18 protein-coding genes are annotated in these 24,936 nt (G+C 63.1%); 5 read left to right on the top strand and 13 right to left on the bottom strand.

Going from position 1 to position 24,936, the window contains the following annotated elements:
- Window positions 1-70 precede the first annotated feature (70 nt).
- Window positions 71-1,474 carry an MFS transporter gene (locus AC1AXT_RS02800; protein WP_476552877.1) on the top strand — a complete coding sequence of 468 codons (1,404 nt, stop codon included), beginning with the start codon at window positions 71-73 and terminating at the stop codon, window positions 1,472-1,474.
- Between the two features lie 127 nt (window positions 1,475-1,601).
- Here the strand turns inward: AC1AXT_RS02800 and AC1AXT_RS02795 are convergent, their stop codons facing one another.
- Both AC1AXT_RS02795 and AC1AXT_RS02790 read right to left on the bottom strand, forming a co-directional pair.
- A complete protein-coding gene (locus tag AC1AXT_RS02795; RefSeq protein ID WP_476552879.1) occupies window positions 1,602-2,237 on the bottom strand; it encodes an ECF transporter S component in 636 nt (211 codons plus the stop codon).
- 197 nt (window positions 2,238-2,434) lie between these two features.
- Window positions 2,435-3,661, bottom strand: a complete 1,227-nt coding sequence (locus AC1AXT_RS02790) for an ROK family protein (protein WP_476539035.1) — start codon at window positions 3,659-3,661, stop codon at window positions 2,435-2,437.
- A 244-nt stretch (window positions 3,662-3,905) separates the two neighbouring features.
- Here AC1AXT_RS02790 and AC1AXT_RS02785 point away from each other — a divergent pair, with 244 nt between their 5' ends.
- Window positions 3,906-5,465, top strand: coding sequence for a xylulokinase (locus AC1AXT_RS02785; protein WP_476539034.1), 1,560 nt, complete (start codon window positions 3,906-3,908; stop codon window positions 5,463-5,465).
- A 317-nt stretch (window positions 5,466-5,782) separates the two neighbouring features.
- Here AC1AXT_RS02785 and AC1AXT_RS02780 read toward each other — a convergent pair whose 3' ends face one another.
- The 6 genes from AC1AXT_RS02780 to AC1AXT_RS02755 form a co-directional block, all read right to left on the bottom strand.
- Window positions 5,783-6,403 (bottom strand): sugar O-acetyltransferase, encoded by a 621-nt coding sequence (locus AC1AXT_RS02780; protein WP_476540445.1) that lies wholly within the window; start codon window positions 6,401-6,403, stop codon window positions 5,783-5,785.
- Between the two features lie 263 nt (window positions 6,404-6,666).
- Window positions 6,667-8,589 carry a sialate O-acetylesterase gene (locus tag AC1AXT_RS02775; RefSeq protein WP_476539033.1) on the bottom strand — a complete coding sequence of 641 codons (1,923 nt, stop codon included), beginning with the start codon at window positions 8,587-8,589 and terminating at the stop codon, window positions 6,667-6,669.
- 2 nt (window positions 8,590-8,591) lie between these two features.
- A complete protein-coding gene (locus tag AC1AXT_RS02770) occupies window positions 8,592-10,241 on the bottom strand; it encodes a glycoside hydrolase family 43 protein (protein ID WP_476539032.1) in 1,650 nt (549 codons plus the stop codon).
- Window positions 10,242-10,300: 59 nt separating this feature from the next.
- Complete coding sequence (locus tag AC1AXT_RS02765; protein ID WP_476539031.1) at window positions 10,301-11,170, bottom strand: carbohydrate ABC transporter permease; 870 nt, start codon at window positions 11,168-11,170, stop codon at window positions 10,301-10,303.
- Between the two features lies 1 nt (window position 11,171).
- Window positions 11,172-12,242, bottom strand: a complete 1,071-nt coding sequence (locus AC1AXT_RS02760; RefSeq protein ID WP_476539030.1) for a carbohydrate ABC transporter permease — start codon at window positions 12,240-12,242, stop codon at window positions 11,172-11,174.
- Between the two features lie 187 nt (window positions 12,243-12,429).
- Window positions 12,430-13,713, bottom strand: a complete 1,284-nt coding sequence (locus tag AC1AXT_RS02755) for an ABC transporter substrate-binding protein (RefSeq protein WP_476539029.1) — start codon at window positions 13,711-13,713, stop codon at window positions 12,430-12,432.
- 302 nt (window positions 13,714-14,015) lie between these two features.
- On the opposite strand from AC1AXT_RS02755, the gene AC1AXT_RS02750 reads away from it, so the two are divergent.
- Window positions 14,016-15,053: a LacI family DNA-binding transcriptional regulator gene (locus AC1AXT_RS02750; protein ID WP_476539028.1), complete on the top strand. Its 1,038-nt coding sequence runs from the start codon at window positions 14,016-14,018 to the stop codon at window positions 15,051-15,053.
- Window positions 15,054-15,099: 46 nt separating this feature from the next.
- Here AC1AXT_RS02750 and AC1AXT_RS02745 read toward each other — a convergent pair whose 3' ends face one another.
- The 5 genes from AC1AXT_RS02745 to xylA all read right to left on the bottom strand — a co-directional run bounded on the left by AC1AXT_RS02745 (window position 15,100) and on the right by xylA (window position 22,809).
- Entirely contained in the window at window positions 15,100-16,782 is a 1,683-nt protein-coding gene (locus tag AC1AXT_RS02745; RefSeq protein WP_476539027.1) for a glycoside hydrolase family 43 protein, read from the bottom strand.
- 246 nt (window positions 16,783-17,028) lie between these two features.
- The gene (locus AC1AXT_RS02740; protein ID WP_476539026.1) at window positions 17,029-18,216 is read right to left on the bottom strand and encodes an ABC transporter permease subunit; all 1,188 of its coding nucleotides are present in this window, start codon (window positions 18,214-18,216) and stop codon (window positions 17,029-17,031) included.
- Window positions 18,217-18,248: 32 nt separating this feature from the next.
- Window positions 18,249-19,829, bottom strand: a complete 1,581-nt coding sequence (locus AC1AXT_RS02735) for an ATP-binding cassette domain-containing protein (protein ID WP_476539025.1) — start codon at window positions 19,827-19,829, stop codon at window positions 18,249-18,251.
- Window positions 19,830-19,888: 59 nt separating this feature from the next.
- Window positions 19,889-20,995, bottom strand: a complete 1,107-nt coding sequence (locus AC1AXT_RS02730) for a substrate-binding domain-containing protein (protein ID WP_476539024.1) — start codon at window positions 20,993-20,995, stop codon at window positions 19,889-19,891.
- A gap of 464 nt (window positions 20,996-21,459) precedes the next feature.
- Window positions 21,460-22,809: a xylose isomerase gene (xylA, locus tag AC1AXT_RS02725; RefSeq protein WP_476539023.1), complete on the bottom strand. Its 1,350-nt coding sequence runs from the start codon at window positions 22,807-22,809 to the stop codon at window positions 21,460-21,462.
- 337 nt (window positions 22,810-23,146) lie between these two features.
- Here xylA and AC1AXT_RS02720 point away from each other — a divergent pair, with 337 nt between their 5' ends.
- Together AC1AXT_RS02720 and AC1AXT_RS02715 are read left to right on the top strand one after the other, a co-directional pair.
- The gene (locus AC1AXT_RS02720; RefSeq protein ID WP_476539022.1) at window positions 23,147-24,451 is read left to right on the top strand and encodes an O-acetylhomoserine aminocarboxypropyltransferase/cysteine synthase family protein; all 1,305 of its coding nucleotides are present in this window, start codon (window positions 23,147-23,149) and stop codon (window positions 24,449-24,451) included.
- A 50-nt stretch (window positions 24,452-24,501) separates the two neighbouring features.
- On the top strand, window positions 24,502-24,930 hold the full coding sequence (locus tag AC1AXT_RS02715) for a peptide deformylase (RefSeq protein ID WP_476539021.1): 429 nt from the start codon (window positions 24,502-24,504) through the stop codon (window positions 24,928-24,930).
- Window positions 24,931-24,936: the final 6 nt, after the last annotated feature.

Raw genomic sequence — 24,936 nt, 5'->3', positions numbered from 1 at the left:
CTCGGCGCGGCCCGTCGCGGCCTGCCGCAGCCGATGAAAGCCAGTGCCGCCAGAGAGCCACAACCATCCCATGCAATCCAGCGAACCGATGACGACGTCCGCACTGCACGAATCTCCCTCCCTTGACGAAACGGCCGCCCGCGCCAGGAAAACGCTGCCCGCGCTGCTGCTCATCTATTTCGTCGGCGTGCTGTGCCTGCAGGCCTTCAACATGGTCTTCCAGAAAATCGGCAGCGATATCGGCGCGCCCGACCAGGCGTCGCTGATCACCTCGATCCCCGGCGTCGTGCTGGGCATCGTATGCTTCATCTACGGCTCGCTCGGCGACTTCGCGTCGCTGAAGAGAATGACGATGTTCGGCATCGGTGCGCTCGTCGCCGGCTCGCTGCTCGGCTTCTTCATCCATGGCAACCTCGCGTTCGTCATTACGTTCCGCATCATCCAGACCATCGGCTTCCAGACGGCCGGCTCGGTATACCTGGTCATCGCCGCGCGGTACCTGACAATGCGCGAGAAGCTGCTGTATTTCGGCCTGTTCACCGCCGACTACCAGCTCGCCACCGCCGTCGGCGTGCTGTGCGCCGGCTTCTTCAGCACCGTCAACTGGGCCGTGCTGTTCCTCATTCCGGTCGTATCGGTCGTGCTGGTGCCGCTTCTGGCGCGCAACCTCCCCGGCGCGAACGGGGGCCCGACGCATATCGACGTGCCCGGCTTTGCGCTGTTCGGCTGCGCGATACTGTTCCTGACGCTGTTCTTCACGTTCCTCGACTGGTGGATGTTCGTGGCGTCGCTGGCGTTCCTGACGCTCTTCGCCGTCTACATTTCACGCGCGTCCGACCCGTTCATCACGCCGGACTTCTTCAAGAACCGCCGCTGGCGCAAGGCCGTGCTGCTCATCGTCATCTTCTACTTCATCAACTATTCGATCACGCCGCTCGTCAACGATTTCGGCAACGCCGTCTTCGGCATGTCGCCGTCGAGCATTTCGCTGATGCTGCTGCCGGGGCTGCTGCTGGCCACCGTCGCCGGCGTATGCTCGGGCCGCGTCGTCGGACGGCTCGGCAAGCACCACGCCGTCATCCTCGGCGCCTCGATGATGGCGGCCGGCTTCGCGCTGGCGGCGCTGCTGCTCAAGTGCGGCCCGGTGGCCATCGGCATCGCGATGGCGCTCGTCTACGCCGGCATGGCGACGATCTATTCGCCGACGGTCGACACCGTGCTCGATACGCTTCCCGCCAGCCAGACCGGTCGCGGCGTGGGCATGAACGACCTGGCGATGCAGGGCTCGGCGGCGATCGGCATCGCGCTGTTCGGCGGCCCGATCGCCGCGCATCCCTTCGGCGGGCTGTCCGTGTGGGGGCTCAACGAGAGCGGTTCGAACGCCGTCGTGCTGTTCGCCGTCTATGCCGCGATCGTGCTGTTCGGCATCGTCTGGATGCAGCTGCACCACCGCTCCTTCTACGGAACGAAATAGGAAAGGAACCCTTGCGGCGCGCTCCTTTTCTCGAAACGGAAGGGAGCGCGCCGCAAGGGTTCGCAATGTCAGGCGAAGGCCCCAGCCTACGCAACCGTAGGGCGCAACGGGACGTTCGGAATCTTGGTTACCGACGGCGCAGGGCGCGGCCGGAAGCGAAGTGGTCGAGCGCTCCGGTGGCGGCGATCGCCTTGTACAGGTACCAGCTGAAGACGCCGGCGATCAGCGCGCCGCCGATCAGCTCGCTGATCATGTGCACGATGCCGCGCGGCGAAAGCAACGCAACGCCCTGGTACTGGAACAGCAGCAGGTAGAAGCCGTACTCAAGCGCCGTGCACAGGCCGGAAAGCACCGAAATCGGCAGGTTGAACACGCGGTAGCGGGTAATCGCGAACGGAATCTCGGCGAAGACGCCCTGAAGGAACGCCGAAACGAAAACGAAGCTGAACGCGAACTGGTTGCCCATCACCATTTCGGCGAAGCAGCCGATGAGATTGACGTAGACGGCGGCGCCGGGCTTGCGCAGTATCAGCACCGCGAGCGTGCCGGAAAAGTACCATACCGCGTGCAGGATGCTCGCGCAGCCGGGAAGCAGCGCGCCCAGCAGCGGCGAGACGGCCGAGTACGCGAAGTTGAAACCCCAGAACACCACGCCGCAGGCGACGCCAAGCGCCGCCCCGACGGCGATGTCGGCCGGGCGCCAGCGGTAGGAGCCCCGCGCAACGGTGCGTGCGGAAGAAGAGGTGGAAGATTGAGCAGTCATGATGCCGCCTTCTATGTCGTCGCCGCGCAGTGTGTTGGACGAAAACGCGACGCGAAGGCGCCGGGGCGTTCCCCGACCTGCGCGGCCCGGGCGGAAACGCCACAGGCCACTCTAGCAACACAGGGCGGCGCGCGGCGCGTTCCAGCCACGGGGCGTCATAGGAAAAACCGATAGCCGGCTATCGTGCGGCCGGACGCTCAGCGCTGGCGCAGGTACCTGAGCGGGTCGTCGACGAAGCGGCGCAGGCCGACTTCCGCCGCGCCGAGCAGCGCGGGGCGCGTGGCGTCGCGGGCGCGCAGGACCCTCGCCTCGACGGCGGCGCGCGGCAGCATGTGGGCCTGCAGCTCGCGGCACAGGTCGACGAGCTGCTCGTCGTCGAGGCGCGACCACAGGCCGCCGACGATGACGGTGGCGATGTCTGCGACGTTGATAGTGGAGACGAGGGCCGACGCGATGGCGTCGAAGCCGGTCGTGACGACGTCGACGACGGAAGGGTCCTGTGCGGCCCAGCGGCTCAGCAGCTCCTCGAGCGCCGCTTCGCTGGCGGCCTCGTCGCCGGTGGCGATGCCCGCGGCCTCGACCATCGAGCGGCGGCCGGCGTAGACTTCGAGGCATCCGCGGCGCCCGCAGCGGCACACCGGGCCGTTCATGCCGACGGACAGGTGGCCGATTTCGCCGGCGAAGCCGTGGTCGCCGAGCACGACCTTGCCGTCGCGCACGATGGCGCCGCCGATGCCGATGTCGGTGGACAGGTAGAGGAACGAGCCGTCGGGGTCGACCTGGCTTTCGCCCTGGCGCATCGACGCGTAGCCAGGCAGCTGGGCGATGGCGGCCATGTTCGCTTCGTTGGCGGCCATGACGTCGAGGCGGCGCACGACGTCGAAGGCGTTGAGGTCGAGGCTTTCCCAGCCGAGATTGCGCGCCACGAGCAGCTGGCGGGATTCGGTGACCAGGCCGGGCAGCGCCAGACCGGCGCCGGCGATGGCGTAGCCGCGCGAGGAGAGCGTCTTCTCCTGTTCGAGCAGCATGGCGTCGAGCTGGCCGAAGATCTCGTCGGCATCGGCATGCTGCAGGTCGGCGCCGATCCAGCGTTCGGCGATGATCGAGCCGTCGAGGTCGAGCACGAGGTAGCCGTAGCCGTCGGTGTTGATCTGGATGCCGATGCCGCACATCGCTCCCCCGCGGATGGTCAGCGGCGTGCTCGGGCGGCCGTAGACCGGCTGGGCGGACGGCTTGCCTTCCTGGATGATGCCGTTGTCCAGCAGCAGCGCGGTCAGCAGCGACATCGTCGCCTTCGTCAGGTTCGTTTCCTTGGCGAGGTCCGCGCGCGAGAGCTGCTGCGTGGAGCGCAGCATCGCGCTGAGCACAACGGAAAGATTATGGGTGCGCAGGTCGTCCTGGTTGATGCGCTTCAAAGCTGGCATGATCGCCCGTCCTTTCCCGGCCCGCTCGCAGCGCCGGCCGGATTGTCCCGCTGCACGCCCCGAGCGCCGCCTTTCGGTGGCGCATCATGCAGCTTCGCGGCGCCATGCGTGTCGCAAGGGTCGTAGGGAATTCGTCTTTTCGATGGTACACTACTAGTAATAGTTTAATCATCTAACTATTTGTTGTTCAAGAGGCTCCGCGCCGTGCGGCGCGAAGCCGGCTGCAAGTCAGGGAGGACTTGATATGGCACAGATGCTCGTTGCCGGCGTGGATACCTCCACGCAGTCATGCAAGGTGCGCGTCACCGACGCCGAAACCGGCCGCCTCGTGCGCTTCGGGCAGGCGAAGCACCCGGACGGGTCGACCGTCGACCCGCAAGTCTGGTGGGACGCCTTCGAGGAGGCCTGCGAACAGGCCGGGGGCCTGGACGACGTATCCGCCATCGCCGTAGGCGGACAGCAGCACGGCATGGTGCTGCTCGACCGGTGCGGACGCGTCATCCGCGATGCCATGCTGTGGAACGACACCAGCTCGGCGCCGCAGGCTGCCGGACTGATCGAGCGGCTCGGCACGCCGGACGCCACGGACGAGGAACTGGCCCAGGGGCTCGACGCCGGACCGTCGCCGCAAGCCGTGCAGGCGCGCGGCCGGGCGCGCTGGGTACGCGCCGTCGGCTCGTCGCCGGTAGCCTCCTACACGCTGACGAAAATCGCATGGGTCGCCGACCACGAGCCGGACAACGCGGCGAAAATCGCCGCCGTGTGCCTGCCGCATGACTGGCTCAGCTGGCGCATCGCCGGCTATGGGCCGGTCGGCGACGGCGAGGACGCGCATCTCGAGCAGCTGTTCACCGACCGTTCCGATGCATCGGGCACGCTGTATTTCGACGCCGCCTCGAACGAATACCGCCGCGACCTGCTGGCAATGGCGCTGGGCTGCGGCCCCGACGGCAAGCCCACGCAGGCCGCGCTCGAGCAGGCGAAGTCCATCGTGCTGCCCACGGTGCTGGGACCGCACGAGGCGGCCGCCGTCAAGGCCGACCCCGCCGTAGCCGGACGCGACGTCGAAGGCGGCTGCCTGATCGCCCCCGGTGGCGGCGACAACGCGATGGCCGCGCTTGGCCTGGGCATGCAGCCCGGCGACGTATCGGTGTCGCTGGGCACCTCGGGCGTGGCCGCGGCCGTCAGCGAGCAGCCGGTATACGACCTGACCGGCGCCGTGTCGGGCTTTGCCGACGCAACCGGGCGCTTCCTGCCGCTGGCGTGCACGATCAACGGCTCGCGCATCCTCGACGCGGCACGCGCGGTGCTGGACGTCGACTACGACGAACTGGCCACGCTGGCGCTGTCGTCGAAGCCGGGAGCCTGCGGCATTACGCTTGTGCCGTATTTCGACGGCGAGCGCACGCCGAACCGGCCGGACGCGACGGCGACGCTGTCGGGAATGACGCTGCGCAACGCGCAGCGCATGAACGTCGCGCGCGCCTTCGTCGAGGGGCTGCTGTGCTCGCAGCGCGACTGCCTTGAGCTGATCCGGTCGCTGGGCGCGCCGGTCGAGCGCATCGAGCTGATTGGCGGCGGCGCGAAGTCCCGTGCCGTGCGCGCGCTCATCGCCGGCATCATGGAAATGGACGTCGCCTGCCCGGCCACCGACGAATACGTGGCCATCGGCGCCGCACGCCAGGCCGCATGGGTCGTCTCGGGCGCCGAGCAGGCACCCGACTGGCCGGTGTCGATTGCCAGCGTCGAAACCGGCAAGCCACAGCCGGCCGTCTACGAGGCGTACGTCAAGGCACGCGGCTGAACGACGACGCCCGACTCGAGCTGGTTTCAGCAACGGCAACGTAAGATAAGAGAGGAGCCTTATCGCTGTTGGCTGCGTTTTTCAAAAGCAGCCAACAGCGATAAGGCTCCGTCTATAAACTCGCTTCCCCGGAAAACTCGCTTCCCCGAAATCCCGCTTCCCCGGAAATCCCGCTTCCCCGGAAATCCCGCCTCCCCGGAAATCTCACTTCCCCGGACATCTCGTTTCCTTGAAAACCCGCTTCTCCGAGAATCTCGTTTCTCCGGAAATTCCGTCCCCTTGGAAATCCCGTTCCCCTGGAAATCTTGCGGAAGAAACTACGCGAAGAACGGATCGGCGGCCGGGAGGGGCTTGATGACACGGCACGGGTTGCCGGCGGCGATGACGTTGGGGCCGATCTCCCCCGTCACTACGGAGCCGGCGCCGACAATCGTGTTGTCGCCCACTGACGCTCCCGGGCATACAGTGACACAGGCGCCGAACCATACGTTGTCGCCGATCGCCACCGGCAGCGCATGCTCCCATCCGTCGAGCCGGTTGGCCACGTCGAACGCATGGTTGGGCGTGTTGATCGTGCAGCGCGGGCCGATCAGGCAGTCGTGGCCGATCGAGACGATGCCGCCCGAGCAGATCATGAAGTCCTTGTTGAGGAACGTGTTGCGCCCGATGAACAGCGACATGCCGTATTCGATGTCGATGCGCGGCGTGAACTGCACGCCCTCCTCGGCGCCGGGCACGAACTCGTGGAACAGCCGGTAGGCTTCATCCGGATCGTCGTAGTACAGCGCGTTGATGGCGGCGCACATCTTCGCGCCGCGGGCCGTATGGCCCTGCAGCGTGCGGGACTTGCGGTACTGCGTCGGCAGCCCGGTCACCACGCGCCGCAGGTCCTCGTCGTCCGGATACGCCGCCAACGCCTGCGCAATCCTCTTCTCCATGCCGTCCGTATGCCCGATATCCACGCCAACTCCTTTGTTCGTTGAATTAACAATATTGATTGCGAGTATAGCGAACTGCACAGAATGGCACCGTATGACGGCGCGGCAGAAAGCCGCCGGCTATGCCCTACTAGCCTGCGCACGCGCCTACGCCATGGAAGACTGCGACGCGACCTTTTGAGCAAAGGCAACAGCCACTAAGGGCAACGGGCCGATTCCATCTGCATAGCGATGGAATCGGCCCACGGGACAACGCACTCGTATCACGCAACGGTCAAGCGGAATGGGGGAACGACAATGCCGGACGATGCGGCCAGTAGATTGCCACGCGGATTGTTCGCCCAGTTGCATTCGACGACTACCGGACGACCAAGATCCGCACAACCGTGGACGCGCAGCACGTTGCCGTCGATGACAGCGTCCACGCTGCGCTTGGCTCCATCGGCCAGTTCGACGACCACCTCGCAGCCTTCCGCGTCATCGCCAGCTATCAACGTACCCTTAAACGGTTCAACCGTTCGCATGCCATGATGGAACGACACCTGCGCAAACCGGATGGTCAAATTCCACCCACCGTCCTCCGCAGCTGCCATACCGGCTTCGCAAGCAAACGGTATCGGACGCCCGCAATCATCCCCGTAGGCAAGGTCGCGCAACGCTTCAACGACCAGGCCTGCGACGCTGCGCTTATCGACCGGATGCAGGTCATACGGGTCGCCGCAGCCAAGCGTCACGACCGTTGCGACATCGTCAAGCGCCAATGAGGCCTTCCACTGCGCATCGCGCACGGCAGGCCAGCCGCCATCATCGGCGGCATCGACCGTCAATTCCGGCAGCTGCACGATTATGAAAGGAAGCCGAGGCTGAGCCCATTTGCGGCGCCACAGCCCGATCATCTCGCCCAAGAGTTCGCCATACATCCTGCTCGTCGGTTCACCCGTATTGGATTCCCCTTGATACCACAGCACGGCGCGCGCAGTGTACCCGGCAATAGGAGCCGTCATTGCGTTAAACAGGCCGGTCGGCTTCCAGCGCACGAAATCTTCCTGGGGGCACGGACCGTCCATCGGCGCCAGCACAGAGCATTCCCACGCTCCAGCCAAGTCCACAACGGTCTTCCGGCCATCGGCATCACCGACAGCCAGCGACATCTGCTTGCCCAATGCCACCCGGGCATCGTCGCCGTCAACGGACAGCCGGACCATGATTTCATCCACGCCGCCATGCAGCACGCCGGCCGGTATGGGATAGTCACGCAGGCAGTAGCGGTCTTCACCGGCACCGACACGTATGCCATTGACCGTCGTCTCATCACGGTCGGTCATTGTCCCCAGCCGCAGCAGCCCTTCCTCCGATTCCCAGTCTTCGCCATCAGCCGGCAGAACGAACCGTTTCCTGAGCAGCAGTTCTCCATGAGAGCCCCGCAACTGCGACAGCTGGGCAAATACATCGCCCGGCAGCAGGACCCTCGACCACTGCAAACCGGCAGCTGGGCGCCGACGGCGTTCTTCCTCATGCCTCCATTCGTCGCGGGCTGCGATGCTGGCGGCACTCAGCCGGTCCGCTTCCACCGTCGATGAATAGCGCTCGAGCATCGCAGCAAATTCGCCATGGCTAGCTACCGTTGACCGGTCCAGCCATGATTCAATCGGGGAACCTCCGAGCGTCATGTTGATCAGGCCTACCGGCACGCCAAGCCAGCGTCGCAATGCAAGACCAACATAAGCGCCAAGTGCCGTGAACCCATATCGAGCATCACCTTCGTATGGAGTCCACTCGGCGCTTGCCGGCTCCGCCCGTGGACCGTCGAAGTCGTAAGCGACGCCAATCTTGCATTGGCGCAGCAGCGCATCGTCCACATGGAGCATCGAGGGGTAGTCGACGGCGATCCAGCTCACCGGCAACTCCATATTCGATTGGCCAGCGCAAACCAGCACTTCGCCTACAAAGCAGCTTCTCGAGATGACCGTATCGCCGGCAACGGCAACGGTTAGCGTAAAAGGACCGCCAGGACGCAGCGGCCCGCATTCAACGCGCCAGCATCCGTCGTCGCCAACAATGCCCTCCACGGACCGTTCCTGGATGGCAACATCGAAACGCACCCCTGGGCGTCCGGTGCCCCAGATGGAAACCGGAACGCCCTGCTGGAGTACGCAGCCATCAGCAAACACCGTCGACAGCTTCACGGTCAGACCGCCTGGTAGTCGAAGCTACGGAACGTGGCCGCGCGGCCGTAGCGGGCCATGTCGACGCAAGCCATGCCGACGAAGGCGCCGGTAAAGAAGCCCCAGTATTTGCCCATAACGTAGTCGTCGGATAGCAGCTTCGCGTCGAGCCAGATGCCGGTTTCGTTCCAGCTGGCGCCGCCGTCGAGCGAATAATCGTAGGTGTAGCGCTGCGTGCGCACGCGGGTGCGCAGCGTCACCGCGCCATACGATGGCAGCGCGATTGCAGGCTGCCCACCGTCGCCCAGCGGTTCGGAATACCGGTTGTCATCGTTGACGCCGATTTTCAGCACCCGGTTGCCATCGTCGTCGGCGGTGACGAACGCCCACGACCAGAACCGGTCGGAATAATAATTCGTCAAGCCGGCCATGTGCATATACGATGCCGGATCGAACCGCACTTCCACGCTCGCATCGAACGCGAAATCACGCCAACGCCGCGCCACCAGCGACATGTTAAACCGGTCGCAGAGCGATCCTTGGCCGACCAGCGTCAGTTTGCCGTCGCCGACCGACCCCATCGCGGGACCGAACGGCACGCGCTGCGTGTTCCATCCGGTTTCCAGCTGTGTCGGGTCGGCGCCCGACTGCCCGGCAGCTCCGTTGAAATCGTCGTGGAAATGGTGGATGTCGGGAGCATTGCATGGCACCGCGTCGGCTGGCTCCGGCACTTCCAGCTGCCCGGCCGGGCCGCCCATGATGCGCGGCCAGCCGTCGGCATCCCACTCCACCTGCTGGATCGACGTTTCACGGCCTAGCGTGCAATAGCCGCGGGTGCCATGCGCCGGATCGGCATCGTGCCGCCATGGGCGCGCCACCAGCGAAGCGTAGTACCATTCGCCACCCGGCGTTTCCACCAGCGAGCCGTGTCCCTGCTTCTGCAGCGGGAAATCGGGCGTAGTGAAATTCGAGATCAACGGGTTGCCCGGCATCGTTTCGAACGGGCCGTCTAGCGAACGCGAGCGCGCCACGCTTTCCTGATGCTCCCAGCTCGTGCCGCCTTCGGCGCAGAACAGGTAGTACCACCCATCATGCTGGTAAAGGTGCGGTCCTTCGACAACCTTGACGTCGGTGCCTTCCCACAGCGTCCGCGCGGTCTGCGGCAGCAGCCGACGTTCGGCCACCGAGTACTCGGTGATCGTGATGCCGTTGAATGCATGGTGTCCGGGCCGGAAATCGCCGGTCTGCTGCACCAGGTACTTGCGGCCGTCGGCATCGTGGAACAGGCTGGCGTCGAACCCGACGCCGTTGAGCGGAATCGGTTCGCTCCACGGCCCGCGGATATCGTCGGCCGTCACCAGGTAGTTCATCAGGTCGGTGAAGGCGCCGTCCCGGCACTTCACGTCTGCATAGACGAGCCAGAACTTCCCGTCCGCATAGGACAGGTCAGGTGCCCACACGCCGCCGCCTGCCGGTTCGCCCTTCATATCGAGTTGCGAAACGCGGTTCAGCGGGCTGGGCACCGGCGTCCAGTGCGCGAGGTCGGTCGACTCGTGCAGCGTCACGCCCGGCCACCATTCGAACGTCGAGTTCGCAATATAGTAGGTGTTTCCAACGCGGATGATCGACGGATCGGCATAGAAGCCGGGCAGAATTGGATTGACAATGGTCATGATTGTTTCTTTCGTATGGTTATGGCTTGGGAGGGATGGCATTGCGGCGCAGTAGCCATTCACCCCTTCACCGCTCCAGCGAGGCCGCCGACAATGCGCTTCTGGAAAATCGTGAAGCAGATCAGCGCCGGAATCATCGACAGCGACGTGAATGCCAGCACCTGCGAAGTGTCGACGGAATGCTGCGAGCTGAACATCTGCACGCCCAGCGGCAGCGTGTACTTCGCCGAATCGTTGAGCAGGAACAGCGGCAGCATGTAGGCGTTCCAGCTGGCGACGAACGAGAGAATCGCGATTGTCGCGACGCCCGGGCCGCTCAGCGGCAGCACCATGCGCCGGAAAAACCCCAGCCGGGAGCATCCGTCAAGCATCGCCGCTTCCTCCAGCTCCATTGGAATCGACTGCAGAAACGGCACGAGGATGATGATGGCCTGCGGCAGCCCGAACGCAATCTGCGGCAGGATGATGCCCAGCTGGCTGTTGATCAGGTGCAGGTTGCGCAGCAGCAGGTACAGCGGCGTAATCGCAACGGTGATGGGGAACATCATGCCAGCAGAGAACAGCGTGTACAGTACCTTGCTGAAGCGGAAGCGATAGCGGGCGATAACAAAGCTCACCATCAAGGCAAGCACCACCACGCCGACCATCGTGCCGAGCGACACAATCAGCGAGTTCACCAGCTCAGTCCAGAACGTATTCGACAGCACCACATTGATGTAGTTCTGGAAGTTCCAGGGATTCGGCAATCCTGCCGGATCGCGGGTAATCTGCGAATTGGTACGGAATCCACCGAGAATGATGTACAGTACCGGCACCACGCAAATCAATACAAGGATGAACGAAAGGATGTAGACTATCGGATGCCCCCACGGCGTTTTCGCGGAACGCTTCAGAGCATAGGGATCAGCCTTTTTCGCCGTAAAACTCATCTTAATCTTCCTCCATCGCAATCGCGGCGCGGGCGGCGCCGATTTCCTGCTCACCAGCCGCCTGGCGCTTCAGGCTCTTCCGGTTCTTGCGCTCCAAACGCTTGGCATCGCGCTGTTCCACGGCTCCTTCAAGATCGCGGTTCAACACGAACCGCTGATATGTGAGCGCAATCACCAGCGAAATGATGAAAATGACGACGGCGACGGCTGAACCGTAGCCGTAGTTGTTGGCCAGACGTCCTTCGCGCACCATGTAGGTGGCCATCGTGGAAGTGCCAGCAGTGGATGCCACGTACTGGCCCCAGATGATGTAGACCAGGTCGAACAGCTGCAGTGAACCGATGATCGACATGAACGCCCACATGCGGATGGTGGGTCCCAGCAACGGCAACGTGATGCTCCACTGCTGCCGCCAGAAGCCTGCACCGTCGACCCTAGCGGCTTCATAAAGCTCTTCAGGGATGGCTTGCATGCCGGCAATCATCAGGATGACAGCGAAGCCGATGTATTTCCACGAGATGATGAACATCAGCGTCCAGATGGCGATGTGCGGATCGGCAATCCAGTCGACCCCCTGCAATCCGAACTTTTCCAGCACCGCGTTCACCGCGCCTGTCGGCTGCAGCATAAGGCTCCAGCCGGTGCCGACGATGACTTCCGAAACGACGTACGGTACGAAAATGAGCGTGCGGATGAGGCCGCGGCCCTTGAATTTCTGGTTCAGCAGCAGGGCGAATAGAATCGCCAGCGGCCCTTGGATGATCAACGACATGACGGCGATGAACAGCGTATGGCCGAGGGCTTGCTGGAAGCTCGGATCAGTCAGGATGATCCTGTAGTTATCCAGGCCGACGAACGTACCGTTGACGTTCGGCTTGCCAAAACCTTTCCACTTGAAGAATCCGTAGTACGCCGCCATGAACACCGGCAGTATGACGAAGCCGAGGAACATGATGAGCGCCGGAATCGACAGCACGCTCACCTCGAAGCGACGGCGCCCTTTGTCGCCCAGCTTTCGGCGCTCCTTGCTGCTGGCCCTCCCGGCAATGCCGGGCGCTGTTATAGATGACATGGTTTTTCCTTTCCGACATGAACCGCTGTGAGTTGCCAACAGCTGGCGGAATTCTATGAAGGATGCTTGGTGATATTGTTTGGCCACCAGGGACGCCGGAGTCGCCTATTGGCTTGCGGCAGCTGCCTCTTTCCCGGCGTCGCCCTGGCTGGTCATTGAAGATTCCGCAGAGGCGCGCGGCAGTCGGTCACCCCTTCGCCGCGGCATCCTCCACGCTCTTGACGATGTCTTCCGCATTGCCCTTGCCGGCGAGCATGTTCACCACGCCTTCATTGAGCGCGTTGCCGATGTTCTGGCCGAGCACGGTATCCAGCCACAGCGATACGTATGAAGCGTTGTCGTAGGCGGCAAGCGTCTCCTTCAGCGCCGCATTGGTTACGACGCCCTGCGCATTCTTCGCAGCCGGAATCGTCACGAACGCCTCTGCATACTTTTCCTGCCATTCCTTCGAGGAAATGAAGTTCAGGAAGTCGACGGCTTCCTGCGGTGCCCATTCCCCTACTGCCATGCTGTCGGCTCCAGCAAGCACCGCGGTAGCGGAGCCTTCCTCATCAGGCATTTCCGGGAACGTGAAATAGCCGAGATCCGCCATGTCCTTCTTATCGGCCGTCAGGTCGCGTACGACACCGGGCTCCCATGCGCCCATCAGCTCCATCGCAGCCATATGGTTGGCCAGCAGACCGGCGGACGAGCTGGCACCCTGCTGCGCGGAAGTGGTAAGGAAGCCGTCGTTGAAACCGTCAAGATCAAGCAGGTCCTGCACGTCATCGCCTGCCTTCACCCAGCATTGCGCCGTGAAATTCATGTCGGAGGCAGCCTGGTTAAGCGTGTCCTGCGAGCACTCGCGCAGCGCGAACCAGTAGTACCAGTGCGCCGCCGGCCATGCATCCTTGCCGCCGAGCGCAATCGGCGTAATGCCGGCCGACTTCAGCTTCTGCACCACCGTTTTGAATTCGTCCCAGGTTTTCGGAGTATCGGTAATGCCGGCCTGCTCGAACAAATCCTTTGAATACCAGATTCCGCCAGGCTGAATCGATTGGGGAACGGCGTAGATCTTGCCGTCGACGGTGCCGGTATCCAGCGCCGCCCCCATTTGCGTTTTGACATCCGAGGAAATCTTGTCGGTCAGGTCCATCACCTGCCCGGCCTCGACCATATCGCGCAGCTTGCGGCCACCGCGCGACATGAATACGTCAGGAGCCGACGACGGATCCTGCAAAGCGGTCTGCAGCTTGCCGTCGAGATCCTCGTTCTGGATCGCCTCGATCTTGACGTCGACATTCGGGTTGCTCTTCTCAAAGGCGGCTGCCGCATCTTCCCAGTACTGCTTGCCGTCTCCGGTGGTCGAGTTCATCCACACGGTCACTTCGGTCTTGCCACCGTTGGACGAATCAATGGACGATCCGCATGCGGACGTTCCCGCGAGCGTGGCGATGGCAATCAGCGCCGCCGCTGCCGTTTTCAACTTCATCTTCAGCTCCTTCGCCTGTGATGTTTGTTCCAGCGATCCCGCCGCGACAGTGCGGTGGAACCAAAGTGAATCAAAACTTTCATAACGAAACTTTCGATTCAGATTGAACGAAAACCCAAATACGTTTTCGCTATATGTTACGATAGCGCTATTTAGTTAAAACGTCAAACTAAGTGTTTCCGTTGAGAATTCACTGGTTTTTCCTTTATTATCAAGGTTTCCATCCACGGAAACGCCGAAAATGACATATTTGCCGAAAAACGAAAGTTTCGATATTATCAGACAACAACCGGGAGGCAACGATGACACAACGACATCTTTCCGAAAATCCAAACCCCCATGCATCGAGAATCCGGCTGATCGATATCGCACAGGAGACGGGGTATTCGCTGGCGACCGTTTCGAAAGCAGTCAACGGACGAGCCGACGTTGCAGACGCGACCCGCACCGCAATCAACGCCGCACTGGAGCGCCATGGCTACCAAAGGCGCGGAAAAACCGTGAAAAGGCCCGGCATGATCGAGATTGTCTTCCAGGACTTCAATACGCTATGGGCGCTTGAGGTCCTTCGCGGCGTTCTCGACGAAGCGAAGCAGCATGACCTCAGCGTCGTCACGACGGAGAGCGGCGACCGGCAGCACCCCGACCCGACCTGGGTGGATTCGCTGCTCATGCGCCAGCCAATCGGCGCCATTCTCGTCTTCTCCGACCTATCGGCGACAGAAAAGGACAAGCTCGAATCGCATCATATCCCCTACGTCATTTTCGATCCCTCGGGCGACCCGACCGAAAGCCGGTATTCGGTGCAGGCGGACAACTGGTCGGGGGGCATCATCGCGACGCGGCATCTGCTCGCGCTCGGCCATACGGACATCGCGATTATCAACGGCCCGGACGAAATGATGTGCTCCCGGGCGCGTTTCGACGGGTATTGCGCCGCCCTCAAGGAACAGGACATCGTCCCGCCGGACCACTACATTACCGAAGGCGACTACACGATGACAGGCGGCTACGCCCAGGCAATCGAGCTGCTCCAATTGCCGAAACGGCCTACCGCCATCTTCGCTGGCAGCGACTTGCAGGCCATGGGCGTGTACGAGGCTGCACGGCAGCTGGGGCTGCGCATCCCAGAGGATGTTTCAGTCGTCGGATTCGACGACGTGCAGACATCGGCCTATCTGGGACCAGCATTGACGACGGTGCGCCAGCCATTGCAGGACATGGCCTGCGCCGCCACGCAGCTCATTCTGGAGGCAGCCGACAACGCCATCAGCGAGAAGCACATCATTTTGCCGACGAACCTCGTCGTGCGCAACAGCACGCAGAAGGTCGGCGCATAGCCCCTCGTGCCGGGACATCGCGCCGAACCTCCTGCGCAACGCTTCCTCACGCCGGTATGCCGACCAATATGCCGGTAAAGCTGCCGCCGCATTCCGTGGACAGAAACGAAGCATCCCATTGAAGGCCATCGCCTTCGCCGCGCTGCACACCCAGCGACAGCGACCCGGAATGGAACCGCACGGCTGCCGGAGCAGGGATGGCTAGGCTGCCACGGTCGATGTCATCGCCATTCACGACGGTCCACGCGGCAGACGCATTGGATTCCAGCGCCTCCCCCTGACGACGTTCCGGCATAGCCGTTACGACGAATTCGGCATAATGCCGATCGTCAAGGCGGAACCGTACAGGCCGGCCATCCTCGAGAGGCACCGCAACCGCATCGTCCTCCAAACGCCAATACAGCCATGTCGGATCCAAGCGCACATGCAACGGCATTTCCTTCGAGCGCCATGGCGCAAATGCTTTCAGCTCACTGTCGGCCGCCGCCGCGCAGGCGGCTTCCAGCCTTCCCCCAGCCTCGGCAACCACCTCGGGCGGCTTGGGAATCTCCCGCGGAAGACGGCCCAGACCCGGTGCGACAACGGGCCACGACGCACATAGCTTGTCACGATCGGGATTTCCATCGTGGGGAACATCAGGGGGCAGCTCAACCAATATCGTTTCCGCATCTTCCTGCCATTCGACCGGCGCAATGAACGTCTCTCTGCCCACGAAGTTCAATGAACGCCCATCCGACGTCGCCGTCTGTCGCGTGCCAAGGCAAACGAGCCACCAGCCAAGCCACGGGTGCCGCATCATATCGGCATGCCCGACGCACTGGATCGGATACCGGTTGCCAAGGTGGCGATGGGTCAGGATCGGGTTCTTGCAGTCGGGGATGAACAAACGGCGCACCGGCCCTGTGACATCAAGCTCATTATCCCCGCGCAACTCCCCGCCTCCCTGGCGTACAAAGTCTTCCACAGCATGCCACAGTCCATCCGGCGCATAGACGCGCATCGCCATTTCGCAATGGTCCCGGCTTGTGCCTCCCTCCGCGGTCATCAAGTAGACGTAATCGCCGCGACGCAGCAAATGGGGCCCTTCAGCCCACACGCCCCCGACCATCTGGCCGTTCCAGACAATCGTACTGTCGATATGGTCGCCCTCAAGCCGCGAACGGGTGAAACGCCAGCAGTCCGGATCAATGCGGCGCATCGTGATTTCAGTCTGCCCGGGCCATTTCGGGGATGGAGCCAACGACACCTGCAGCCAGAATACGGCGCCGTCAACGTCCTCGAATACATCAGGATCAGCCCCTTCGGCCCCATCAATCCAGTACGGTCCTCGCCAAGGACCCTCCACGGCATCCGCCTCAATGACGAAATTGCCTTCGCTTCGGCGGAACCGTTCAAGCACGGCTTCATCGACGCCATCAGCGCGAGCTTTGGCTTCATCAAGCCGGGACACCGTGCAGGCAATAACATAGCGGCCGCGAATGACCCGCAACGTCGGGGCATACAGTCCGCCGGAATCCTCGACATAGGGCAGCAATAGACGCCGTGCCATCTCCTCATCGACGGCGTGGCCGACCAGCGTCCAACGTTCAAGGTCGTCTGAAACATGCAGCGGCAACCCGGGCGTCATTTCCAACGTCGAATTGACCAGAACGGCCTGGTTGCGCGCATCGTCCCAGATCCAGCTGGGATCAGGGTGCATGCCTCTAAGAATCGGGTTGACAATCGTCATCGCAAAGCCTTTCCGAATGAGGGCCGGGAATCGTCTTCGATTCCGCAACGCTAGGTTAAATGATAAAACTTATACTAGCTTTCATCCGTTGCAGTGCTTTGCGTGTCGGGGTGCCTTTAATCCAAAAAGGTTAAGAGGGACCGTGAGGCAGCCTGTTTTGGGCGCAGCTTGGCGTCGAGGTCCCCGTTCTGAATCGTCCGCGCCGCCATTGGCGCGGACGGCTGAATGATGGGTAGGGACGCCGCGTCAATGGCGGCGCTTGGACAGCAGGTCGTAGGCGACCGCGAGGATGACGACGAGGCCCTTGATGGTCTTCACCCATGCGGCGTCCACGCCCATGATGGACAGGCCCTGGTTAAGCACGCCCATGATGAGCGCGCCGACCATGGCGCCGGGGATGGTGCCGACGCCGCCCGACACGGCGGTGCCGCCGATGAAGCAGGCCGCGATGGCGTCCATTTCGAACTCCGTGCCGGTCTGCGCCGTGGCGGACGCCAGGCGTGAGAGGGTGATCACCGAGGCGACGGCCACGAGGAAGCCCATATTCACGAAGATCATGAAATCGACTTTCCTGGCGTCGATGCCGGAAAGCACCGCCGCCTTGCGGTTGCCGCCGACTGCGTAGACGTCGCGGCCGAAGGCCGTGCGGTTGAGCACGAAGTAGTAGATGCCGACGAGCGCGCCGATGATGACCAGGACGATGGGCACGCCTCCTTGCGTGGAGTTGCCAGAGCGCGCGAACAGGTACGTCACGGCGCCGATGGCGATGACGGCGAGCACGCATTTGAGGATGGTAAAGCTCATCGGCTGGCTGCGCCTGCCCCGGTGGCGCAGCATGGACCAGACGACCCACGCGATGGCGGCCGCCCCGACGATCAGGGCGTTCAGAGAAAGGTCCCCGACGAAGATCGTGGGGATGTAGTCCTTGGAGATCGCGCGGAAGGCCGGATCGGAGACGGGGATGGACTCGCCGGCGATGACGGTGGCCAGGCCGCGGAACATGAGCATGCTGCCCAGCGTCGTGACGAATCCGGGCACCCCCACGTAGGCGACCCAGAACCCGTTGAAGGCGCCGATGAGCAGCCCCGCGACGATCATGATCACGATGGTCAGGTACCACGGCACGCCGCTCTTCATGGCATAGGCCCCCACGCCGCCGATGAACGCGACGACGGAGCCGACCGACAGGTCGATGTGGGTGGCGATGATGACCATGAGCATGCCTATGGCCGTGATGAGCACGTAGGCGTTTTGCTGGAACAGGGCTACGACGTTGTTGGGGTGCAGCAGGCGGCCGCCCGTCAGGGCCTCGAAGACGACGATGACCAGCACCAATGCGAGGAAGATGCCGTAGGAGCGCGCGTTGCCCAGCAGCAGCGCGCCAAGACGGTTGTCACGGTCGGCATGTTCCGGCGCAATTCGTTCGGATGACATGATGCATTCTCCTTATGTATGCGATCTGTGCGTTACGCCACGTCCGCCAGCGCCTGTTCGCGCGCAAGGGGCGTGGAGGAGGTCATGTAGCGCATGAGCTCCTCCTGGTCCGTATGCCGGGCGTCGAGATTGGCGGTGATCGCGCCCTCGCTCATCGTGTAGATGCGGTCGCAGATGCCGAGCAGTTCCGGCAGCTCGGAGCTGATGACCAGCACGGCCGAACCGGCGTCCGCAAGGCGGTCGATGATTTCGTAGATGTCGTATTTCGCGCCCACGTCGATGCCCCGGGTGGGCTCGTCGAGGATGAGCACGCGTGGCGTGGCGGCCATCCATTTCGCCAGCACGACCTTCTGCTGGTTGCCGCCGGAGAGCGTGTCCACCTGCACTTCCACGGATGGCGCCTTGATCTTGAGCTCCCGGCGGTAGCGTTCGGCGACGCCGTGTTCGGCCTGTTCGTCGATGACGCCCCGATGGCTCAGCCTGCGCAGGCTCGCCATGGCGATGTTCTCGCGGATGCTCTTGAGCAGGTTGAGCCCGTAGACCTTGCGGTCCTCGGTCGCATAGGCGATGCCCTGGTCGATGGCCGCCCGCACGGTGGGCAGCCGCACCGGCCTGCCTTCCAGATAGGCCGTGCCCGCTTCGTAGATGCCGTACTGGCGCCCGAAGACGTTCATGGCCGTTTCGGTGCGCCCGGCGCCGATGAGGCCGGCCAGCCCGACGATTTCGCCTGCCCGCAGCTTGAAGTCCACGTCCTTGGCGACCCTGCGCGCCGGATCGAGTGGATGGCGCACCCGCCAGCCCTCGACGCGGAACAGCTCATCGCCGGCGTGCGATTCGTGCTGCGGGTACCGGTTGACCAAAGGCCTGCCGACCATCTGGCGGATCAGGGCGTCCATGTCCAGCGCATGGCCCGCGCCGTTGAGGAAATGCCCCACCGTGCGTCCGTCGCGGATGACCTGCACGACATCGGCGCAACGCTCGATTTCGTTGAGCTTGTGGGAGATGATGATGGCCGTCACTCCCCGTTCGCGGCGCAGCCTGTCGATCAGGCCGAGCAGCTTCATGGAGTCCTCGTCGTTGAGCGCGGCCGTCGGCTCGTCGAGGATGAGCAGCCGCACGTCCTTCGTCAGGGCCTTGGCGATCTCCACGAGCTGCTGCTTGCCGACGCCTATGTTCGCGATCAGCGTGTCGGGGTCGTCGTCGAGCCCCACCGTGGCCATCACCTGCAGCGCACGCGTCCGCTGCGCCTCGACGTCGATGGCCATCCCCTTGCGGATCTGGTTGCCCAGGAAGATGTTCTCCTGGATGGACATGTACGGCACGAGCGCGAGCTCCTGGTGGATGATGACGATGCCGCGCGCCTCGGAATCGCGGATGTTCCTGAACGCGCAGGGCTCGCCGTCGTAGACGATCTCCCCCTCGTAGCTTCCATGGGGATAGACGCCGGACAATACGTTCATGAGCGTGGACTTGCCGGCCCCGTTCTCCCCGCAAATGGAGAAGATGCTTCCCCTGCCGACGGTCAGGTTCACGTCCTCGAGGGCCGTGACGGGACCGAACCGCTTGGTGATGTGCGTCATGCGCAGGATGACGTCGTCCTCATGATGTTCCATGGAATTCCTTTCAACGAAACGCCCGGGGCGCCGGCAACCCGGCGCCCCGATGGATGGCGTCAGGACAGCCCGGCGTCCTCGGCGCTGATGTACCCCGTGTCCACCAGAAGCTCGCGGACGTTGTCCTTGTCCACGGTGACCGGCGTCAGCAGCCGCGAGGGGACGTCCTTCGTGCCGTTGTTGAACGTGTCCGGAGCGTCGGGGGTCTTGCCCTCGACCATGTCCTTGATCATGCTCGCCGTCGCCTGCGCCAGTTCGTTCGTATCCTTGTAGACCGTCATCGCCTGCTTGCCCTCCACGATGGCGCGCACGTTCACCTTCTCGGCGTCCTGGCCGGTGATGACCGGGTAGTAGTCCCATCCGGCCCCCTCGACGGCGTTGTAGGCGCCGGTCGCTTCGGCGTCGTTCTGCGCCAGCACGGCGTCCAGATGGGCGCCGTGGTTGTAGAAGGAGTTGACGCGGTTCTCCATTTCGTTCTGGGCCTTCTGGCGGTCCCAGTTATCGATGCCGATCGACTGCCAGTCGGCGGCCGAGCTCGGCACCTTGCCGGATTCGGCACGCAGCACCCCCGATGCGTAGTATTTGCCGAGCACGTCCCATGCGCCCTTGAAGTAGTAGCCGGCGTTGTTGTCGGTCGGCGAACCCGCCATGAGCTCGACGTTGAACGGCCCCTTGGCGCCGTCCTTGAGCCCGAGCCTGCTTTCGATGTATTCGCCCTGCATGCGCCCGACGTCCTCCAGCGAGAAGGTCGCGTAGTAGTCCACCGCATCGGTGTTCATGATGAGCCGGTCATACGCGAACACCTTGCCGCCGTTGTCGCGCACCTGTTCGGCCGCCGCGCCCGTCGACGTGCCGTCGATGGACGCGATGACGACGTAGTCCATGCCGTTGTTCGCCATGTTCTGGATCTGCGAGGTCTGCAGGTCCGTCTTGCCATCGGCATACTGGAGGGTGACGTCATAGCCGTAGCCCTCCAGGATCCGTTTGAGGTTCTCGCCGTCGTTCTTCCAGCGTTCCAGCATCTGCTCGGGCATCGAGATGCCGACATACACCGTCTGGGAATCCGACGTGCCGTCCGCGTTGCGGGACGTCCCGCAACCCGTTACCAGCGCCAGCGACAGCGCCACCGTGCAGGCTGCCGCGCCGCGAAGCCATGTGTTCTTCATGATCCATCCTCTCGCTCATCGTTGAAGAGAGAGGCGTCGAAGGATACCCCCTCCTCCTGCGGCGCCTACTTTATTAAATCATTTGATAAACTCAGGATATTATCGGCTTGCATAGGCCGTCAACGGGCACGCAAAGGGATGTCGTCCAGACAACGCGGGCCGTTTCAGCTGCGACGGCCGTCCCTGCAGACCCAGGAAAAGCGGAGACGGCACGGACACGCGCAGGAACCGCAGCGCAAGTCCCTAAAGGCCCCTCCCCGCGGAAAAAGGACCAGAATGCCGGAACCGTCGGCGCCGATTGCCTTCCGACACCCGAGCCGGAAGCCCCCGAAAACGCATAAAGGGGCCGTGCTTGACGGCCCCTTCATGCGCAGAGATAAGGAAAGAAAGAGAAGAGAAGGTTCAGTTATGAAAATTGAAAATGGATATTGTCAGGGGATGCGCCGGTCGCCCGGCGCATCAGGTCACGCCTCCGCCAGTGCGTCGACGATGTAGTTGTTGATCGTGGCCTTGACGTCCTCGAGGTGGTCGGGCTTCGTCGAGGCGATGATCTGGGACTGCGGCATGTCGATGGCGTAGTCGTTGAGCGATGCGAGAGTGGCGGTGCCATCCTCGACGGTCTTGCCGATGCCCGAGTCGAACGACGAGTAGCGGTTGGCCACCAGGTCCTCGATGTACTTGTCCTCGTGCATCTTCGCGGCGACCAGCAGGCCGGCGGCGAACGAATCCATGCCGGCGACATGGGCGCGGAACAGATCCTCGGCGCTGAAGCTGGTACGGCGCGGCTTGGCGTCGAAGTTCAGGCCGCCGTGGGGGCCGATCTGGCCTTCGTCGAGCACTTCCCACATGACCGACGTCGTTTCGTACAGGTTGGTCGGGAATTCGTCGAGGTCCCAGCCCAGCAGCATGTCGCCCTGGTTCGCGTCGAGCGAGCCAAGCACGCCGTTGTCGCGGGCCACGCGGATTTCATGCTGGTAGGTGTGGCCAGCCAGGTTCGCGTGGTTGCCTTCGAGGTTGAGCTTGAACGTGTCGATGAGGTCGTACTTGCGCAGGAAGTTGCAGGCCGTCGCCGCATCGAAGTCGTACTGGTGCGTCGTGGGCTCCTTGGCCTTCGGCTCGATGAGGAACTGGGCGCCCATGCCGATTTCCTTGGCGTAGTCGGCGCACATGTGGAAGAAGTAGGCCATGTGGTCGAGCTCGCGGTCCATGTCGGTGACCCACATGTTCTCGTAGCCTTCGCGGCCGCCCCAGAACACGTAGTTCTCGGCGCCCAGGCGCTTGCCGATCTCCAGCGAATGCTTCAGCTGGGCCGCCGCATAGGCATAGACGTCGGCGAACGGCGACGTGGAGGCGCCGGACACGAAGCGCGGGTTGGTGAACAGCGAGGACGTGTTCCACAGCAGCTTGACGCCGGTCGACTTCATGTTCTCCTCGATCTTGTCGACGACGCGGTCGAGGTTGGCGTTCGTCTCGCGCAGCGTCTCCCCTTCCGGGGCGATGTCGCGGTCATGGAAGCAGAAGTATTCGACGCCGAGCTTGGTGAAGAACTCGAACGCGTAGTCGACCTTGGCGAGCGCGTTGTCCATCGGGTCGGAGTACTTGCCGTCCCACGGGCGCTGGGCGGTACCGTCGCCGAACGGGTCGACCAGCGGCGCGTCGAACGTATGCCACCATGCGACGCCGAAGCGGCACCAGTCCTTCATCTTCTTGCCGGCAACGACCTTGTCGGCGTCGTAGTAGCGGAACCCAAGGCCTTCCACCGGCCCCTTCGAGCGGCCGACGTACTCGATCTTGTCGATATCCCACAGTCCCATGGATCACTCCTTTGTCGATCTGGTTCGCGCGGCCGCCGCGTCGCCTTCGGCGCGGCTCGGCCGCCAGCTGGTTGCTTCGAACGACGTTCCGTCGTCTGGAATAGATAATAAATCGACTGAACTATATTTGTCAAATCGTTGAATTAATCGTGTGCCGCTTCGGCGTTTCCCTATCGTTCCAACGGTTCGCGCAACTTTGCCCAGTGATAGCCGCGAGAAGGAATCGCAAAATCTTGTTCCTACGTTGCGGAACGCAAGAGGCGGTGACGGCAGCGCCGTGCTAGCGTTGCAGCAACGTAGCCAACGCGGCCAACCCAAGCAGAGAGGCAGGAAATCCATGGCAACCGAATGGGCACGCAACCCCGAACCGAACGTCGACACGATCTGCGTGCAGGGAGGCTACCGGCCGGGCAACGGCGAAAGCCGCACGCCCCCGATCATCCAGGCAACCACGTTCAAGTACACGTCCAGCGAGCAGATGAGCCGGCTGTTCGATCTGTCGGAAGCCGGCTATTTCTACACGCGCCTGCAGAACCCGACGAACGATACCGTCGCCGCGAAGATCTGCGAAATGGAAGGCGGCGCGGCGGCGATGCTCACGTCGAGCGGGCAGGCCGCGAATTTCTTCGCGCTGTTCAATATCTGCAATAACGGCGACCATATCGTCTGTTCGAGCGCGATCTACGGCGGCACGTTCAATCTCATCAACGTGACGATGCGCAAGATGGGGATTACCTGCACGTTCGTCAGCCCCGACTGTTCCGAAGCGGAACTCAACGCGGCGTTCCAGCCGAATACGAAGGCCGTGTTCGGCGAGTCGATCTCCAATCCGGCGCTCATTGTCCTTGACTTTGAAAAGTTCGCGAAGGCGGCGCATGCCCACGGCGTGCCGCTCATCGTCGACAATACGTTCCCGACGCCGGTCAATTGCCGGCCGTTCGAATACGGCGTGGATATCGTCACCCACGCGACGACCAAGTACATGGACGGCCACGGCTCGTGCGTCGGCGGCGCCATCGTCGACTCCGGCAACTTCGACTGGCTCGAGCACGCCGAGAAGTTCCCCGGGCTGACGACGCCGGACGATTCCTACCACGGCGTGCGCTACGCGCAGGACTTCGGGCCGGCCGCGTTCATCACGAAGGCGACGGCGCAGCTGATGCGTGACTTCGGCTCGACGCCGGCGCCGATCAACTCGTGGATCATGGGGATGCACCTCGAGTCGCTCGGCGTGCGCATGGAGCGGCACTGCAAGAACGCGCAGAAGGTGGCCGAATGGCTCGCCGGCGACCCGCGCGTGTCGTGGGTGAGCTACCCGGGGCTGGAAGGCGACAAGTACCATGCGCTTGCCGCCAAGTACATGCCGAACGGCACGTGCGGCGTCATTTCGTTCGGCGTGCCGGGCGGACGCGAGAAGGTGTCGTCGATGCTCGATGCGCTGCAGCTGATCTCGATCGCCACCCACGTCGCTGACGCGCGTTCGTGCAGCCTCTACCCCGCCGGAACGACGCACCGCCAGCTGACCGAGGAACAGCTCGAGGAAGCCGGCGTCGGCATCGACCTGGTGCGCCTGTCGTGCGGCATTGAGAATGCCGACGACATCATCGCCGACCTCGACCAGGCGCTCGCGTCCATTCAATAGGGCGTCCAGCAGGGCGGACGGTGTTGGCTCCTTTCTCTATAGTCGGCTGCATGATCCGTAGTATCTGTACCGATATCGCACTGCTTGGGATGCCGTCGGAGGCGGCGGACCCGGCCAGCGAACGGGACGCAGCCATCGCCCGCGACCTTGCGGAAACGCTGGACGCCCACCGCGACGGCTGCGTCGGCATGGCCGCCAACATGATCGGCGAGCGCAAGCGCATCATCGCGTTCGTCGACGAGGAGATGGGAGGGCGCATCGCCACGATGTTCAATCCCGTCATCACCGCCGCCGACGGCGAATACGATGCGGCGGAGGGATGCCTGAGCCTGCATGGCGAGCGCCGCACGCGCCGGTTCCAGCGCATCGAAGTCGACTACGAGAACGGCAAGGGGCGGGCGCGCCACGCGAGGTTCGCCGGCTGGACGGCGCAGATCATCCAGCACGAAGTCGACCACTGCAACGGCGTCCTCATCTGAATCCGC

This window comes from Bifidobacterium sp. LH_450 (genome assembly GCF_056356715.1).
The sequence above is the reverse complement of the archived record's forward strand: the minus strand, read 5'-3'. Positions and strand labels throughout refer to the sequence as shown.